Annotated in this window: 14 protein-coding genes and 1 pseudogene; 7 read left to right on the forward strand and 8 right to left on the reverse strand. The window is 36.5% G+C overall.

What is annotated here, in order from left to right; translation table 11 throughout:
- The first annotated feature begins 67 nt into the window (after positions 1 to 67).
- On the forward strand, positions 68 to 1570 hold the full coding sequence (locus tag AC3WVZ_RS13140; RefSeq protein WP_000069138.1) for a malate:quinone oxidoreductase: 1503 nt from the start codon (positions 68 to 70) through the stop codon (positions 1568 to 1570).
- Between the two features lie 47 nt (positions 1571 to 1617).
- Here AC3WVZ_RS13140 and lsrB read toward each other — a convergent pair whose 3' ends face one another.
- Genes lsrB through AC3WVZ_RS13160 form a run of 4 tightly spaced genes read right to left on the reverse strand, consistent with a single transcriptional unit; the run spans position 1618 to position 6075 of the window.
- Positions 1618 to 2661, reverse strand: a complete 1044-nt coding sequence (lsrB, locus tag AC3WVZ_RS13145; RefSeq protein WP_000823660.1) for an autoinducer 2 ABC transporter substrate-binding protein LsrB — start codon at positions 2659 to 2661, stop codon at positions 1618 to 1620.
- The gene (locus AC3WVZ_RS13150) at positions 2658 to 3647 is read right to left on the reverse strand and encodes an ABC transporter permease (protein ID WP_000878529.1); all 990 of its coding nucleotides are present in this window, start codon (positions 3645 to 3647) and stop codon (positions 2658 to 2660) included. The genes lsrB and AC3WVZ_RS13150 overlap by 4 nt, the downstream gene beginning before the upstream one ends.
- Positions 3644 to 4597 carry an ABC transporter permease subunit gene (locus tag AC3WVZ_RS13155; RefSeq protein ID WP_000682148.1) on the reverse strand — a complete coding sequence of 318 codons (954 nt, stop codon included), beginning with the start codon at positions 4595 to 4597 and terminating at the stop codon, positions 3644 to 3646. The genes AC3WVZ_RS13150 and AC3WVZ_RS13155 overlap by 4 nt, the downstream gene beginning before the upstream one ends.
- The gene (locus AC3WVZ_RS13160; protein ID WP_000432617.1) at positions 4594 to 6075 is read right to left on the reverse strand and encodes a sugar ABC transporter ATP-binding protein; all 1482 of its coding nucleotides are present in this window, start codon (positions 6073 to 6075) and stop codon (positions 4594 to 4596) included. The genes AC3WVZ_RS13155 and AC3WVZ_RS13160 overlap by 4 nt, the downstream gene beginning before the upstream one ends.
- Positions 6076 to 6272: 197 nt before the next feature.
- Here AC3WVZ_RS13160 and AC3WVZ_RS13165 point away from each other — a divergent pair, with 197 nt between their 5' ends.
- The 4 genes from AC3WVZ_RS13165 to lsrF are packed head-to-tail and all read left to right on the forward strand — an operon-like array spanning position 6273 to position 9944.
- Positions 6273 to 7205 carry a sugar-binding transcriptional regulator gene (locus AC3WVZ_RS13165; RefSeq protein WP_233936460.1) on the forward strand — a complete coding sequence of 311 codons (933 nt, stop codon included), beginning with the start codon at positions 6273 to 6275 and terminating at the stop codon, positions 7203 to 7205.
- Positions 7205 to 8767, forward strand: a complete 1563-nt coding sequence (gene lsrK, locus AC3WVZ_RS13170) for an autoinducer-2 kinase (protein WP_000018817.1) — start codon at positions 7205 to 7207, stop codon at positions 8765 to 8767. The genes AC3WVZ_RS13165 and lsrK overlap by 1 nt, the downstream gene beginning before the upstream one ends.
- 25 nt (positions 8768 to 8792) lie before the next feature.
- Positions 8793 to 9155 carry a cupin domain-containing protein gene (locus tag AC3WVZ_RS13175; RefSeq protein ID WP_000909986.1) on the forward strand — a complete coding sequence of 121 codons (363 nt, stop codon included), beginning with the start codon at positions 8793 to 8795 and terminating at the stop codon, positions 9153 to 9155.
- A gap of 6 nt (positions 9156 to 9161) precedes the next feature.
- Positions 9162 to 9944: a 3-hydroxy-5-phosphonooxypentane-2,4-dione thiolase gene (gene lsrF / locus AC3WVZ_RS13180; RefSeq protein WP_000219765.1), complete on the forward strand. Its 783-nt coding sequence runs from the start codon at positions 9162 to 9164 to the stop codon at positions 9942 to 9944.
- 40 nt (positions 9945 to 9984) lie between these two features.
- On the opposite strand, the gene AC3WVZ_RS13185 is transcribed toward lsrF, so the two are convergent.
- The 4 genes and pseudogenes from AC3WVZ_RS13185 to AC3WVZ_RS13200 all read right to left on the reverse strand — a co-directional run bounded on the left by AC3WVZ_RS13185 (position 9985) and on the right by AC3WVZ_RS13200 (position 13356).
- Positions 9985 to 10383 (reverse strand): VOC family protein, encoded by a 399-nt coding sequence (locus tag AC3WVZ_RS13185; protein ID WP_000773074.1) that lies wholly within the window; start codon positions 10381 to 10383, stop codon positions 9985 to 9987.
- A 235-nt stretch (positions 10384 to 10618) separates the two neighbouring features.
- Positions 10619 to 10945 carry a heme-degrading monooxygenase HmoA gene (gene hmoA, locus AC3WVZ_RS13190; RefSeq protein WP_000469498.1) on the reverse strand — a complete coding sequence of 109 codons (327 nt, stop codon included), beginning with the start codon at positions 10943 to 10945 and terminating at the stop codon, positions 10619 to 10621.
- 96 nt (positions 10946 to 11041) lie between these two features.
- A pseudogene (locus tag AC3WVZ_RS13195) lies at positions 11042 to 12219 on the reverse strand (MFS transporter).
- Between the two features lie 93 nt (positions 12220 to 12312).
- Entirely contained in the window at positions 12313 to 13356 is a 1044-nt protein-coding gene (locus AC3WVZ_RS13200) for an ArsR/SmtB family transcription factor (protein ID WP_000454561.1), read from the reverse strand.
- 303 nt (positions 13357 to 13659) lie between these two features.
- Between AC3WVZ_RS13200 and AC3WVZ_RS13205 the strand changes: the two genes are divergently transcribed.
- Together AC3WVZ_RS13205 and AC3WVZ_RS13210 are read left to right on the forward strand one after the other, a co-directional pair.
- Positions 13660 to 14151, forward strand: a complete 492-nt coding sequence (locus AC3WVZ_RS13205; RefSeq protein ID WP_000532733.1) for a DinB family protein — start codon at positions 13660 to 13662, stop codon at positions 14149 to 14151.
- A gap of 332 nt (positions 14152 to 14483) precedes the next feature.
- Positions 14484 to 15677 carry a NupC/NupG family nucleoside CNT transporter gene (locus tag AC3WVZ_RS13210; RefSeq protein WP_000545478.1) on the forward strand — a complete coding sequence of 398 codons (1194 nt, stop codon included), beginning with the start codon at positions 14484 to 14486 and terminating at the stop codon, positions 15675 to 15677.
- Positions 15678 to 15703 lie beyond the last annotated feature (26 nt).

Here is a 15703-nt window from a genome sequence, read left to right on the forward strand (position 1 = left end):
TCTTTTACGGCTTAGACATAGAAAACACCTACACTTTTTTGCCAATATAGGGGATGGAGAGATTATCATGAGCAACATGCAGCAAAAAACAGACGTTATCTTAATTGGTGCAGGAATTATGAGTGCAACGTTAGGCTCATTACTAAAAGAATTAGCACCAGAATGGGAAATTAAAGTTTTTGAAAAACTCGCAAGTGCCGGGGAAGAAAGCTCTAACGAATGGAATAATGCAGGTACAGGGCATTCTGCGCTATGCGAACTGAACTATACTTCCGAAAAAGCTGACGGATCTATAGATATTAGTAAGGCTGTAAAAGTGAATGAGCAATTCCAGCTTTCAAGACAATTTTGGGCATATCTTGTAAAGAGCAAATTAATTCGTAATCCACAAGATTTTATTATGCCACTACCTCATATGAGTTTAGTACAAGGGGAAAAAAATGTTGAGTTTCTAAAAAACCGTTTTGAAGCGCTTTCAAAAAATCCACTGTTTCAAGGAATGGAATTTTCTGATGCTCCTGAAACATTAAAAAAATGGCTTCCACTCATTATGGAAGGCCGCACATCTAATGAACCGATGGCGGCAACGAAGATTGACTCTGGAACAGATGTTAACTTCGGTGCATTAACACGTATGTTGTTTGATTACTTAAAAACAAAAAATGTCGAGCTAAACTACAAGCATAGTGTCGAAAATATTAAGCGCACGAAAAATGGTTTGTGGGAAGTAAAAGTACACGATATGAATAGTGGTAAAATTGAGCATCATACTGCTAAATTCGTCTTTATTGGCGGCGGTGGCGGTAGCCTACCTCTACTTCAAAAGACTGGTATCCCTGAATCAAAACATATCGGTGGATTCCCGGTAAGTGGACTATTTATGGTATGTAAAAACCAAAAAGTTGTAGAGCAACATCATGCGAAAGTGTACGGTAAAGCTAAGGTTGGTGCTCCGCCAATGTCTGTACCTCATCTAGATACGAGATATATAGACAATAAAAAAGCTTTACTGTTTGGACCATTCGCAGGCTTCTCACCTAAATTCTTAAAAACAGGTTCAAATCTTGACTTAATCGGTTCTGTAAAACCGAATAACGTCTTAACGATGTTAGCCGCTGGTGTAAAAGAAATGGGACTTACAAAATACTTAATTCAGCAAGTTATGTTATCACATGAAAAACGTATGGAAGAATTACGCGAATTCATTCCGAACGCGAAAAGTGAAGATTGGGATATTGTAGTTGCTGGGCAACGTGTACAAGTAATTAAAGATACTGATGCTGGTGGTAAAGGGACACTTCAATTTGGTACAGAAGTAGTAAGTGCAGCTGACGGCTCAATCGCCGCATTACTAGGCGCATCACCAGGTGCTTCTACTGCTGTTCACGTCATGCTTGAAGTATTAGAAAAATGTTTCCCAAGCCGCATGGTAGAATGGGAAGAAAAAATAAAAGAAATGATTCCTTCATATGGCATTTCACTAACTGAAAATCCAAGATTGTTCCAAGATCTTCACACTTCTACTGGTCGTACACTTGGATTAAACGAAAAAGAAACTGTTCATAATTAATGAAGAAATAAAAAAGCGTCCGATATATTCGGACGTTTTTTTGTCTACTAAAAATTATACTTATCAATATTATCTTTCGTAAATACAACTCGTTCTGGTAATACGATAATTCCATTCCCTTCTGCCTCATAATCATATCCTTGAATGGAGTTTGGCTCTACCTTCACTTTTCCAATTCCTTTTACTTCGAAGCTATCCCCTACTTTTAACTTCTTCCCTTTTACAACAATTTCATTTGCTACATACGTTGCGAGAGCACCTTGTTGTTTTACATCCCATAAACCAAATTGTGCTACTGTTCCTCGTTTTACGTAATCACGCATAACGTTTGGTGTAGAGAAGCCAGTTACGACAACCTTTTTATCCATTTTTAAATTTTCAGCTGCTTGTGCCATTGCCGGAAGTGCCGTTGCATCTGGACAAATGACTGCATTAATATCAGGATACGTTTTTAAAATATTCTCTCCTACTGACAAAGACTTTTGCGCATTATTTTCACCGTACTGCGTCGTTACAATTTCCCAGTTCGGATATTTCTTTTTAATAATTTCTTTCGCTTTCGTTACCCATTGGTTTTGATCCGTTACTGTCGGGCTAGAATAAAAGAAGGCTACTTTTCCTTTATCTCCAATTTGCTTTGAAGTCATTTCTATTAATAAATTAGCAAGTTGGTCTGGTGTTCCTTGGCTGATATAAAAGGAACGGTCTTTCGGATTCACATCAGAATCCCATGTTAACACCGTCATCCCTTTTTTCTTAGCACGTTGCAGTGATTGCGATAACCCATCCACTGACGTAGATGAAACCATAATCGCATCATAGTTTTGATTAATGAAATTGTTTATATATTTAACTTGCCCTGAAACACTCGCTTCAGACGGTCCATCATACTTCACTTGCACGCCTAACTTATCTCCCATCTCTTTTGCCCCTTCACCACCCGATGTGAAGAAACCAACTCCTGTTAATTTCGGAATAAATGCAAATTTCACATCATCAACCTTTTTCTTATCTGCCGTTTGGCTAGAACACGCAATTAAACCGATTAAACAAATACATACAATCAATACAATCCCCAGTTTTCTCTTCATGACATTTCCCCCTTATGCAAATTCTTTCTTTTCTCCGCTAAGAATTGATGTAATTTGAAATGTCTCATAATAATTGAAAGAATAAGGATAATACCTATTACTACATTGGATTGTTCATTTGTTAAACCCGTCATTTGCAAGCCATACTGCATGAGCCCAATGAAAATACTCGCCAGTACAGTACCAATAATACTTCCTTTTCCCCCCGTAATAAGTGTCCCGCCTAATACGACTGCTGTAATGATTGGTAAAATTGTTTCACTTCCCATATCAGCACGTGCGGAACCAAAATATGCGGTTAAGAAAGCACCTCCTAATCCACCTCCTAACCCGGAAAGTATGTAAGCGATAATGACTACTTTTTTCGTTTTAATCCCGGTGTATTTTGCTGTATTTTCGTTCGCACCTGTTAATTTTACATGGCGCCCGTATATAGTTCGGTGAAATAATACAGTACATAAAACTGTTAATACGATCAGTAGCCATAATAAATTCGGTATTCCTATAAAACTACCGTTTGCCAGTTGTACAAATGTGTCAGGTAAACCGCTTATTCCTTCGTACCCAGAAGCACCTGCCCCTCCTGAAATGACGAGGGCAATTCCCCCGTATAAAAACATCGTTCCGAGTGTAACGACGAGTGGTTCTACATCCGTCATTTTTATAATGAGTCCGTTTAAAGCGCCTGCTAAACAACTAATTATTAGGGCGATTATAACAGCAAACAAAATAGGTATTCCGTTCATCCAAAGTACACCGATTAAGATTGAAGTGAGCCCCATTATTGAGCCGATCGATACATCAATTCCTCCTGTTACTATAACAAAAGTCATTGGTATCGCCGCAATTGCGATAAATAGGAAATCATTTGTACTAAAAAGGAGATTACTAATATTTAAGAAATCACTATTCATTAAACTAAAAAGGATGAATTCTACAAGAAGTAATACAATTAGAACCCCTTCCCATCTATATACATACTTCATAGATTCATCCTCCTTTCTGCCTTCCACTTTTTCATAACACTATCTAATATGATGATAAGTAATAATAAAAAACCTGAAATAGCATTATTCCAAAATGCTGGTATTTTTAAAAAGACGAGTGAGCTACTTATTGTTTCTAAAAATAACGCTCCTAATGCAGCTCCAAATAAAGATCCTGTTCCTCCTTTTAAATGAATTCCTCCTAGTACAGCGGCTGCGATTACTTGTAATTCTAATCCTGTACCTGTTTGATTTGGCACGAAACCGATATTCATAACAAATATGCAACCAGCGAGCGCAGCGCTTATGCCTGAAATCATAAACGCATATATCTTCACTTTATTTACAGGTATACCAATAAGCCTCGCGCCATCTTCATTATCACCTACCGCATAAAAGTATCTTCCCAATGGCACTTTTCTTAAAAAGAAGTATAGTAGTAGTAAAATAATAAGAACGAACCATACAGTTATAGGTAAACCAAGAATGATGATAGATGACAGCTGCTTAAAATCGTTTGGAATATCTTCAATCCACTTCCCGCCTGTGAAAATTAACATTGTACCTCTAATAATTCCTAACATGCCTAATGTCATAATAATGGCTGGTACCCGAAACTTCGCAACTCCAATACCATTTACGAAACCAATAATGGCCCCAAGTATAATAGCTACAAATATCGACAAGAATGCACTATACCCATTCGTTAACATCATTCCGCAAACTGCTGCACTTAACCCCATGCTTGAACCAACTGATACATCTATATTTTTCGTAAATAAGACGAACGATTGACCGATTGCTAGCACGACTAAAATAACGCTTGATTTCATCAGTAAAGATAACGAGTTAAATTGAATAAAACTAGGGTTTATCATTCCTACAATAGCTATATACATTAGTAGTAACAGTATGATAGACGTTTCATGCATTTTTAACATATGTTTCATTCCGCTACACCTCCGTATGCAAGGCGTGTAACTTCATTCACACTCAGTTGTTCTTTTTCCATATGAGAAACAAATCGCCCATTTCTCATTACATATACACGGTTTACTAATTGGACAATTTCTTCAACATCTGAAGAGATTAATAAAATTGCGAGTCCTTCCCTTTTCATTTTTTTTATCGTCTCATACACTTCAAGCCTTGCTTTCGCATCAATTCCGCGAGTCGGCTCATCAAGAATAATAATTTTAGGATTACATGCAAGATACTTCGCAAGCACGACCTTCTGCTGATTACCTCCTGATAAAGATGCCAGTTCTTTATTCATATTCTGTACAACAATTCGGAACTGTTCTATAAATGAATTAACTAAAGCGCTTTCTTTTTCTTGATTTATAAAAAAGCGATTATTTTGATATAAACTTGCTGCTGCAATATTTTCTTTAACAGAAGCAATTGAGAAAATTCCATTCCTCGCCCTATCCTCTGGCACATAAACTAGTCCTTCGTCTAGCCTTTTATGCAAAGAACACGTATCAATTGATTTTCCACCCAATAAGATAGACCCTGATTTTATAGTTTTCAATCCAAATATTGCTTCTGCTAATTCCGTTCTGCCAGATCCTATAATGCCAGCAACACCTACAACCTCACCCGCATGTACAGTGAATGATATATTTTCGAATGCGTGACCATTTATATCAACCACTTCTAATATTTTTTTCGTCTTTACTGTCTCTTGAACTACTTCTATTTTCTCTTTCTGTTTATATCCTTTTGGCAATAGTCCCTCCATCAGCATGTCATATGTATAGTCACATACATCACCTTGGCTTACAACCATTCCATCACGTAGTATTGCTACTTTGTTGGCAATTTCAAAGATTTCTGGAAAACGATGCGTAATATAAATCATCCCAATTCCTTTTTCTTGTAAACTTTTCATCAACACAAAAAGACTCTTAATTTCGTGTGTTGTTAATGTCGATGTTGGCTCATCTAGAATAAGAATCTCAGCTTCTCTTATTAATCCTCTAACGATTTCTACTAACTGTTGTTGCGCAATCGATAATGTTCCTCCTAGTTTATTAAGGTCAATATCCCATCCTAAGCTGCTAATCAATTGCTGAATCTGTACTTTTAGTTTCTTTTTCTTTTCTTTTAACCCGATACATATATTTTCTTCAATAGTCATATGCGGAAAAATGAGTGGTTCTTGCGGTATTAAATAAATACCTTTTCGGTGTGCTTCTGATGGATTTGAAAACTGTTGCTTCCTTCCTTTTACATACATCTCTCCATCATCATACGAATATAACCCCGTTAATATTTTCATTAATGTTGATTTCCCGGCGCCATTTCCCCCCACTAAAGCGTATATATCTCCGCGCTCTACTTGTAAGTTCACTTCTTTTAATACAAGTTGATTTAAAAACGCCTTACTCATTTTCTTTACTTGTAATAAAGGTACGTTCTCCACATGATGTCACCTGCCTTTATCCAGAACATTTTTTGAGAAAATGATTATTTGTTCTACTTGTTTTGTAGCATTGTATATTCCTTTTTTTATATCTAGAACACTTTTTTCTACGTACTATTAATCGTTTCAACTGGAATAAACAAAATATATGGTACATATGTTTAAGCTGTGGTCAATTGTTGAAAGGGATGAAGAGTATGACTCAGCTGAACTTTGAAGAAAATTTATTAACTAAAGTAGCTTGGTACTATTATAAAGACCAATTAACACAACAGGAGATCGCGTCACTTCTTCATATTTCAAGAAATAAAGTCGTCCGGTTATTAGATAAAGCGCGAAGCGAAGGTATCGTTACATTTCACGTAAAAGGGACTGGTTTGCACTGTTTAAGTATTGAGCGTGACCTAATGAAAAAATTCCACTTAAAAGATGCTTTTATTATCCCTACCCCAGTAAACAATTATCACGCTTCTCTCGGAAAAGCTGCTGCACAATATTTAGAAACTCATCTCCAGCAAGGCGATTTACTCGGTATTGGCTGGGGAGAAACAATTAGCAAAATGCTAGAAAACATTCATTTTGAAAGTTCTATCAACCTTTCAATCGTAACGCTCACAGGCGGGGTAAATCACTATCTCCCGAGAAAACAAAACTATTTACACTACATGCAAGGCGAACTTCACATTATCCCTACGCCGTTTCTAGCGTCTACAACCGAAATGGCACAAAGTATTCTATCAGAACCGAGTGTAAAAGATATGCTTCAAGTCGCTTCACTTGCTCATACGGCTGTTGTCGGTATTGGGGGATTATCTCAAGACGCTACGATTGTAAAAGAAGAAAAATTAACACTACGTGAGATGGCATATATTCGTAGTCAAAACGGTGCTGGCGATATTTTAGGACAGTTTTATAATACAAATGGCGATTTATTAGAACTCTCGCATCACAATCGTCTAATTGGCACGCCCCTCTCTATTTTGCGCAATATGAAGCATGTCGTCGGTGTTGCTGGAGGTACTGAAAAGATAGATGCAATTTATGGTGCCTTAAAAGGAAAGTTTATTCATTCATTAATTACCGATGAGGAAACTGCCCTCTCCTTATTACGAAAGGATGGTGATTGTTAATGTCCCATTTATTAGCTTTCGATGCTGGTACAGGGAGCATTCGAGCAGTTCTTTTTGATTTACATGGTAATCAAATTGCAGTAAGTCAAAAAGAATGGATTCACAAATCTGACCTTCGTTATCCAGGCTCTATGAACTTTGATGTAGTAGAAAATTGGAAGCTAGTACAAGAATGTACGAAAGAGGTGCTTCAAAAAAGCAACACTCCTGCCTCTTCTATTCTTGCTATTAGCGCTACAAGTATGCGAGAAGGATTTGTTTTATATGATCAAGATGGGCAAGAAATATGGGCGTGTGCAAATGTTGATGGGCGCGCATCCGTCGAAGTTAGTGAATTAAAAGAAATTCGGTCACATCTTGAAAAAGATTTATATACAAAGTCTGGTCAAACTTTTTCATTAGGTGCTTTACCACGCCTACTCTGGATAAAAAAACATGAACCCGACGTCTATAATACTATTCACTCTTTTACAATGTTAAACGATTGGATCTTATATAAATTAAGCGGAGTGCTGCAAATCGATCCTTCAAACGGATGTACGTCAGGTATTTTTGACTTACAAAATAGAGTGTGGGATAACGATGTCGCTAAGGAGTGCGGTCTATCTTTGCCATTTTCACCAACAGTAAATGAAGCTGGTACAGTAATTGGCAACGTTACAAAAGAGTGTGCAGCATTAACTGGATTACGTGAAGGGATTCCTGTCGTCGCCGGGGGTGGAGATGCTCAAATGGCATCGCTCGGAACAGGAATCGTGAAACCAAATCAAACGTTAATATGCGGGGGTAGCTTTTGGCAACAAGAAGTGAATGTTACTGAGCCAATAACAGATCCACATGCTGCGATTCGAGTAAATTGTCACGTCGTTCCGAACCTATGGCAATATGAAACAATCGCCTTTTTCCCAGGTCTCGTTATGCGCTGGTTTCGAGACGCTTTTTGCCAAGAAGAAAAGAAACTTGCTGATAAACTTGGTGTAGATGCTTATGAATTACTAGAAGAACAAGCGAAAGACGTACCTGTCGGTTCACATGGCATTATCCCTACTTTTTCAAACGTTATGAACTACATTTCTTGGCGTCATGCCGCACCTTCATTCTTAAATTTAAGTTTAGACGCTGACAAATGCGGAAAAAAAGAACTGTTTCGTGCTATTGAAGAAAATGCAGCCTTCATTACACTTGGAAACTTAAAATTAATAAAAAATCTAACTGGCACATTCCCTTCTGAAGTTATTTTTGCTGGCGGTGCCGCTAAAGGAAAACTATGGCCACAAATTCTATCAGACGTACTCGGTATTCCTGTAAAAGTACCTGTTGTGAAAGAAGCAGCTGCTTTAGGAACTGCGATTGCTGCTGGAGTTGGTGCTGGCATATATTCATCTATGGAAGAAACTGCCGAAGAGTTTGTACAGTGGGAGCAAACATTCGAACCAGTTACTGAAAATCACGAACTATATAAAGAGTTCTATGAAACATGGAAAACTGTATATGACAGTCAGCTCGCTTTAGCTGATAAAGGGCTCACCTCACATATGTGGATTGCGCCTGGTGCACTGTAACACATTACATAAAGGAGTGAACTGTATGTTAAAAGCGAATGAAAATGACTTCTCCTATCGCTTCGGTGATAACGGGCCGAAATATTTAATACAAGGGCCAAATATTGATCTTGGCCTTGTTGTCATTCAACCGGGCCAGGAGTTTCAAAACCATTATCATACGACGTGCGAAGAGGTCTTTTATGCATTAGAAGGTGAAATAGACTTCTATGTAAATAACGAAAGAGTTCCGATTAAACAAGGTGATGTCCTGCAAGTTCGCCCTCATGAATCTCACTATCTGATTAACCATTCTGACAAACCTTTTAAAGCTGTTTTTATAAAGTCACCACATTTACCAAATAAAGATACGGTACAAACGGAAAATCCAACATTAACGAAGGAGTGATTTTGAATGACTTGGGGATTTAAAAATCGATTAAATACAATTTTACCTGATGGTAGAGCGGTTATGTTAGCAATAGATCACGGTTATTTCTTAGGACCAATTCACGGATTAGAACAACCACTTGAAACAGTTAAAAACTTACTTCCTTATACAGACTCCCTCTTTTTAACACGCGGTGTACTTAGCTCCTGCATTCCTGAAAACTGCAACACACCGATGGTTATGCGTGTATCTGGTGGCGCTACTGTCGTCGGTAAAGATTTAGCGAATGAAACAATTGTTACACCTGTGAAGGAAGCAGTGAAGCAAAACGCAATTGGCGTTGGCGTTTCTGTTTTTGTCGGATCAGACTATGAAACACAAACTGTTACAAATCTCGCAAATGTAGTTTCTGAAGCTCATGATTACGGCCTACCAGTACTCGGCATTACCGCAGTCGCAAAGGAATTACAAAAACGTGAAGCTCGCTTTCTAGCACTTGCTTCCCGCGTATGTGTTGAAATGGGTGCTGATATTATTAAAACGTATTACTGCGAAGGATTCGAAAAAATAACGAGCACATGCCCTGCCCCAGTCGTCATCGCGGGCGGCCCAAAACTAGATTCAATTGAAGACGCATTAAACATTACGTACAATGCATTGCAAGAAGGAGCAATTGGAGTAGACATGGGCCGAAACATATGGCAATCCGAGCACCCAGCTGCGATGATCCAAGCAATACATGGCATTGTGAAAAATGGATTGAATGTGAAAGAGGCACTTGAACTTTATGATGATGTGAAGAATTAATGTGAAAAGACAGACTATTTATTAGTCTGTCTTTTTTACTTTACAGTGAAACTTTCATACCTTCTCTATAATCAAGACAAGACACTTCAATTAATAAGCCATTAAATACTGTAAAATAAAAACCATAACTACTACCTCGCATCGAATAAGGTTCCTTATCTATTTCAATGCCGCCTGCTACTAAACGATTATACGCTTGATCAACTTCATTTGAAGTATCCACTAAAAAACCAATATGAAAAGCTTCAGGATACATCACTTCCTTATTCCCCTTAAATGCTTTGGGGTCGCTTAGCACCAGTATAAATCCACTCTCATCACTCATTACTAATAATGCCTTTCCCTTTTGCTCTAAAAATTGAAAATCAAAAAATGTTTCAAAGAAATGTCTCGCTTCTGATAAGTCATCAACACATAAATTTAAATGATTCAGCTTCATGTACTCATCTCCTTTTAAAAAGAAGGGATATAGACTCATTTTCATAACCCTTAAATATGTAAGGCAAGATATTCAAGCGTTCCATCTAAGACTATGCTTTATAAGTCTAATACTTTTCTCCATAGCCTAGAACGTTTTTTTAAATGAATGAAAGATTTCCTATCATTCCCATCCCCCCAGTCATAAAAAAGAGGATACATGATTGCTTCTACAACATGTATCCTCTACTTATATATTACGACTGTTGATAAGCCGATTTCGATGATTTCACATAATAAACTGCATGATCCACATTAATAATATGATCTGGCTTTGGTTTACCACGGCCCGCTCTATGTCCAGCTAAGTGTTCTTCACTTGTTTCCCAGTTTTTCCATGCTTCTTCAGATTCCCAGCGAATCATTACGACAACTTCTTCGTCGCCGCGTCTTACTTTTTTCACGAGAACACTTAAATCGATGAAGCCTTCAAATTTTTCAATAATACCTTCTCCAGTGAAACGTTCTACAACTATATTTGATGTACCTTCTTTTACTGTAAATGTTTTCGTTTCGATAAACATATATCCCACTCCCTCTTTGTTATACGAATACTAGTATTCTTCTATTATAATTGATTATGATAATTATTTTCAATTGTAAAGTTTTAATTTTTTGAATTATGCTGATTTCTTTTCTATCGCCTCATCTAAAAATTTGAAATATGGAAGTAACATCCCTATTAAAGATGTAACACATATAATTGCACCGATGATTACATATAGCGCTCTACTCCCCACATTTCACTCAATATCCCCCCTACTAACACACCTAATGGCATAGCGGATCGTATAAAAAATAAACGCACTGAAAATACTTGTCCTATCATATTATTTGGGACGGTTTGTTGGCATATTGTCGTGTTATGAACATTGAAAAATGCAATACAAATCCCTGCTATTACTTCAATTATTATTGCAATGATAATACTATGATTGAATCCTAATGAAATGTATGTGAGTCCCCCTATAAACAATCCTCCAAGCATCAGTATACGCCGGCTTTTATATGTTACTTTTCCGACTAATACTGAGCCAATTACGTAGCCAAGTGGAAAACCTGCCATGAAATAACCGTACTCTGCATATCCCGCTGACAGCTCGTCTTTTATATAAGGAAGATTTGTGACCATCGTTACCCCTACTCCAAACTGCACGAAAGTAAGAAATATACCGAGCCAAACGATGATTGGTTTTGTGAAAAAATATGTAAAACCGTGAAAAAACTGTTCTAGCCACGTTTTCCGAATAGGTTGCGACGTTCTATTTTCTTTTATATAAAATAAGAAAGTGCCACTAACAAATAAACATATGCATACGAAAGATAATGTAAGTTCTGTTCCAATCAAATGAATGACTACTCCGCCTAATACTGGCGCAAGAAACATCATAAGGCGAGTCATTCCATCAATGTACGCATTTGCATCTTGAAGTTGTTCTTTCCCTACAATGCTCGGTGTAATTGCTTGACTTGCAGGTGTATAAAGTGGTGTAATAAGTCCCACTACAATTTGAACAACATAAATGTGCCAAACTTCTATACTACCCGAAACTAGCATCACCAAAGGTAATAAAAATACGGACGCTCGTATCCATTGTGAAAATATCATAATCCACTTCCGGCTCCATTTATCAATAAATGGGCCACTTATTAATTGCAATATGAGTGATGGGATGAAATATAATAACCACATACTACTTAAAGCCATTTCTGATCCTGTTAACTCATATACTAGAATTGAATTACATAACGTTCCGAAAGCCCCTCCTAATTCAGAGATTGCACTACCAATCCACATAAAAAAGAACAAACGATTTTTCAATATATTTTTCAATTTCACACACCAACTTTTCTTTTATATTCCTCCCTTTATGTACATTCTCGTTGTTAATTATCTATTCAAAAACATATCTAATTCTTTCGCTAAAGACTGTACTGCTTTCTTTCTTAATACATATTTTCCGTCATGTATATCAACTAACTTCGCTGCACGTAACAATTTCAAATGATGGTGTACAGTCGATTTACCGAGTTGCAATCTTTCCGTTATTTCCTGTAATGTACGTTCTTTTTCAAACAACATTTTTACAATTCGCAATCTCGCTTCATCTCCAAGAGCCTTATGTTTTTGAACTAAAAAATAATTCGGTTCATACGGATCTTCAGGATGAATACTTTCATTCGCAACTGGATAATGAAATACTTTCGTATCATCAATATCTGCTTCAATATTCCACGGTCTGTACGTCATTTGCGGAATAAGAAGTACGTGATGAACACTTGGCTCTGGCATATAGTTCACTCCGCCAGTCGCCCACTCGACAAACTCTTCCGGCTTCATCTTTTTATTCATTTCATTTTTTGCTTCATAATCTCGTTTTAATATAGAAAGTATTTCTTCTTCCTCACTCTTAATTACACTCTCATACCACCCTGTCATTACAGCGATTAAATGAGATTTCAGCACTTGTACATCTACATCACATATAAAGCGAATGTACGTAGAGAAAAACTGATGATCATGTGTTAATTCCTTTAGTTCATGTATTGCAGTTCCATCTCTACTTGCGGCTAAACGTCTTTTTTTCTCATATTTCTCCCCTAAAAACGGTAAACATATATACTTCAAATCTTCTTCTAAAAGTGAATCGATTTTAACATGAAACTGTGATACATCCTGTATGTCTTCTTCATACAACAACTGAAGCAATGCTTTCCACGTATTATTTTCTTCGACAAATTGTAAGTGCTCTCTCATTTCTTCTGTTAATGATTTCTTAATTTCTTCCCATTCATTTTGACTCTTTTCAAGTGTATCAATTAACCTCTTATGAGTAATTGCTGCAATGCCAAGCGCACATTCGAAAAGTATCGAATATTTCACTTGAACGTTATACGTTTCCCTCTTTCTACTCGTTATGTGATAGACCTCCATTTTTATCCCCTCCTTGTTTGCTATATATCAAATTCTATTTTTATCGAATTTAACCTTCTATATTTTTAGAATTATTTTGCAACTTCAAAAAAACTCTAATCCATGAGCAAATAGAGAAAAGTTTATACTCTTTTTCATTCTGACTCAATTAAAGCCTTGATTATTAAGTATCATATTAAAAAGAAGTTTTTTAATGGCTCTGTTATAAGTTGTCTTTCACCCTCTTGTGCAACTATAGAAAAGGTTTATTGAAGAGAAAAGAGAATTGGTTTTATTAAGAAAAATGAACAGGAGGCTATACGAATGGGAAGAAAAGAAATGTTGCAAAATGGAGTCCAACAAGTTTTTTACGAAGAAGAATGGTACCCACCAATATCAGAAGCGTTAAAGAATCTTACGGTTGAACAAGCATGTTGGCAACCAGAAGGTGCTGCCAGTAATACGATTTGGGAAAATGTGAACCATTTATTAATCTTTAAAGAACGCCTACTTTCCCGTTTACATGAAGACGACACATTTGTTGCTCCACAAAATAATGATGAGACGTTTATCCAAGGTGGACCTAATGATGATGCCGCTTGGCAGCAAACCGTAAAGCGAACGCTTCAAGTACATGATGCCTTACAATCTTCATTAACCGCCCTTCAAGAAGCAGAACTAGATCAACTAAGTCCTTCTCTACCAGTTTGGCAACAATATATGAATATCCTTTTGCATGATGCTTATCATACAGGACAAATTATACAGCTTCGGAAACTTCAAGGTTCATGGCCAACTCACCGTTCTTATTTATAAAGTGAAATTTTAATCAGCTCTTACCAATCGGGATTTTGCGGGCAGCCCATCCCCACCTCACTTCTTTGTTTTCCTTGAATTTTGAGGTAAAAATCTTACTGTCCGTTAATCCGGAATAAACGATGTTTAAAATCGCATACGTTTAATATCCAACAAAACAATTGAAAACAGCTAATTGTTCGATAATTACTGCGATTGCTCAAAATAAAGCAAATTAAAATACATTGATTCCTAACATAACTTACATGCTTCATAACTTCTAATCATAATCCAAATTTGGAAGAATAGATGCTTTTTTATATACAAATAATAACTCTCAAGGAGTTGTTGACATGCATTTCATATTGAATATGTTAGGGATTTTCGTTGTCATATTAATCATTTTCTTATGTTCGCCTAATAAAAAACATATAAAATGGAGACCAATTGTAATTCTCATCCTATTGGAGCTTTTTATTACGTGGTTTATGTTAGGCACAAAGCTCGGCAGTATTATCATTAATAAAATTGCGTCATTTTTCAGTTGGCTACTAGCATGTGCGAATGAAGGTATTCGATTTGCATTTCCTTCAGCTATGGAAAGTCAGCACATTGATTTCTTCTTTAGTGCGTTACTTCCTATCATTTTTGTTATTACTTTTTTCGATATTCTTTCTTATTTCGGAATCTTAACTTGGATTATTGATAAAGTAGGTGCAGTTATTTCAAAGATTTCTCGTTTACCAAAGTTAGAAAGTTTCTTTTCGATTCAAATGATGTTTTTAGGAAACACCGAAGCACTTGCGGTTGTTCGTGATCAATTATCTGTTTTAAAAGAAAATCGATTATTAACTTTTGGAATTATGAGTATGAGTAGCGTTAGCGGATCCATTCTTGGTGCTTATTTATCAATGGTTCCAGCAACATATATTTTCAGCGCAATCCCATTAAACTGTATTAACGCATTAATTTTAGCCAATGTATTAAATCCTGTGGAAGTTTCGAAAGAAGAAGACATTGTTTACACACCTTCAAAACATGAAAAAAAGGATTTCTTTTCTACTATTTCAAACAGTATGTTAGTTGGGATGAATATGGTTATCGTTATTTTAGCTATGGTAATTGGTTATGTAGCTTTAACAGCATGTTTAAATGGGATTTTAGGATTTTTTGTAACGGGGTTAACAATTCAAAAAATCTTCTCCATTATCTTTAGTCCTTTTGCATTTTTACTCGGTTTATCAGGCAGTGATGCTATGTATGTAGCTGAATTAATGGGGATCAAAATAACGACGAATGAATTTGTTGCAATGATGGATTTAAAATCAAACTTAAAGTCGCTACAACCGCATACGGTTGCGGTTGCAACGACATTTCTAGCTTCTTTTGCTAACTTTAGTACAGTAGGTATGATTTACGGAACTTACAATTCATTATTTGGCGGAGAAAAATCATCAGTCATCGGTAAAAATGTTTGGAAGCTTCTTGTTAGCGGGATGGCTGTTTCTTTATTAAGTGCTATGCTCGTTGGGCTATTTGTATGGTAATTAATTTTAATAATAAAAGACACCCA

It is taken from the genome of Bacillus sp. CPT56D-587-MTF (assembly GCF_058792335.1).

Excerpts from the sequence above, each read along its gene's own strand:
- AC3WVZ_RS13200 (WP_000454561.1), bottom strand. The coding sequence starts at position 13,356 with ATGGAGGTCTATCACATAACGAGTAGAAAGAGGGAAACGTATAACGTT.
- AC3WVZ_RS13205 (WP_000532733.1), top strand. The coding sequence starts at position 13,660 with ATGGGAAGAAAAGAAATGTTGCAAAATGGAGTCCAACAAGTTTTTTAC.
- lsrF (WP_000219765.1), top strand. The coding sequence starts at position 9,162 with ATGACTTGGGGATTTAAAAATCGATTAAATACAATTTTACCTGATGGT.
- lsrB (WP_000823660.1), bottom strand. The coding sequence starts at position 2,661 with ATGAAGAGAAAACTGGGGATTGTATTGATTGTATGTATTTGTTTAATC.
- lsrK (WP_000018817.1), top strand. The coding sequence starts at position 7,205 with ATGTCCCATTTATTAGCTTTCGATGCTGGTACAGGGAGCATTCGAGCA.
- AC3WVZ_RS13185 (WP_000773074.1), bottom strand. The coding sequence starts at position 10,383 with ATGAAGCTGAATCATTTAAATTTATGTGTTGATGACTTATCAGAAGCG.
- hmoA (WP_000469498.1), bottom strand. The coding sequence starts at position 10,945 with ATGTTTATCGAAACGAAAACATTTACAGTAAAAGAAGGTACATCAAAT.
- AC3WVZ_RS13150 (WP_000878529.1), bottom strand. The coding sequence starts at position 3,647 with ATGAAGTATGTATATAGATGGGAAGGGGTTCTAATTGTATTACTTCTT.
- AC3WVZ_RS13140 (WP_000069138.1), top strand. The coding sequence starts at position 68 with ATGAGCAACATGCAGCAAAAAACAGACGTTATCTTAATTGGTGCAGGA.
- AC3WVZ_RS13155 (WP_000682148.1), bottom strand. The coding sequence starts at position 4,597 with ATGAAACATATGTTAAAAATGCATGAAACGTCTATCATACTGTTACTA.
- AC3WVZ_RS13210 (WP_000545478.1), top strand. The coding sequence starts at position 14,484 with ATGCATTTCATATTGAATATGTTAGGGATTTTCGTTGTCATATTAATC.
- AC3WVZ_RS13175 (WP_000909986.1), top strand. The coding sequence starts at position 8,793 with ATGTTAAAAGCGAATGAAAATGACTTCTCCTATCGCTTCGGTGATAAC.
- AC3WVZ_RS13165 (WP_233936460.1), top strand. The coding sequence starts at position 6,273 with ATGACTCAGCTGAACTTTGAAGAAAATTTATTAACTAAAGTAGCTTGG.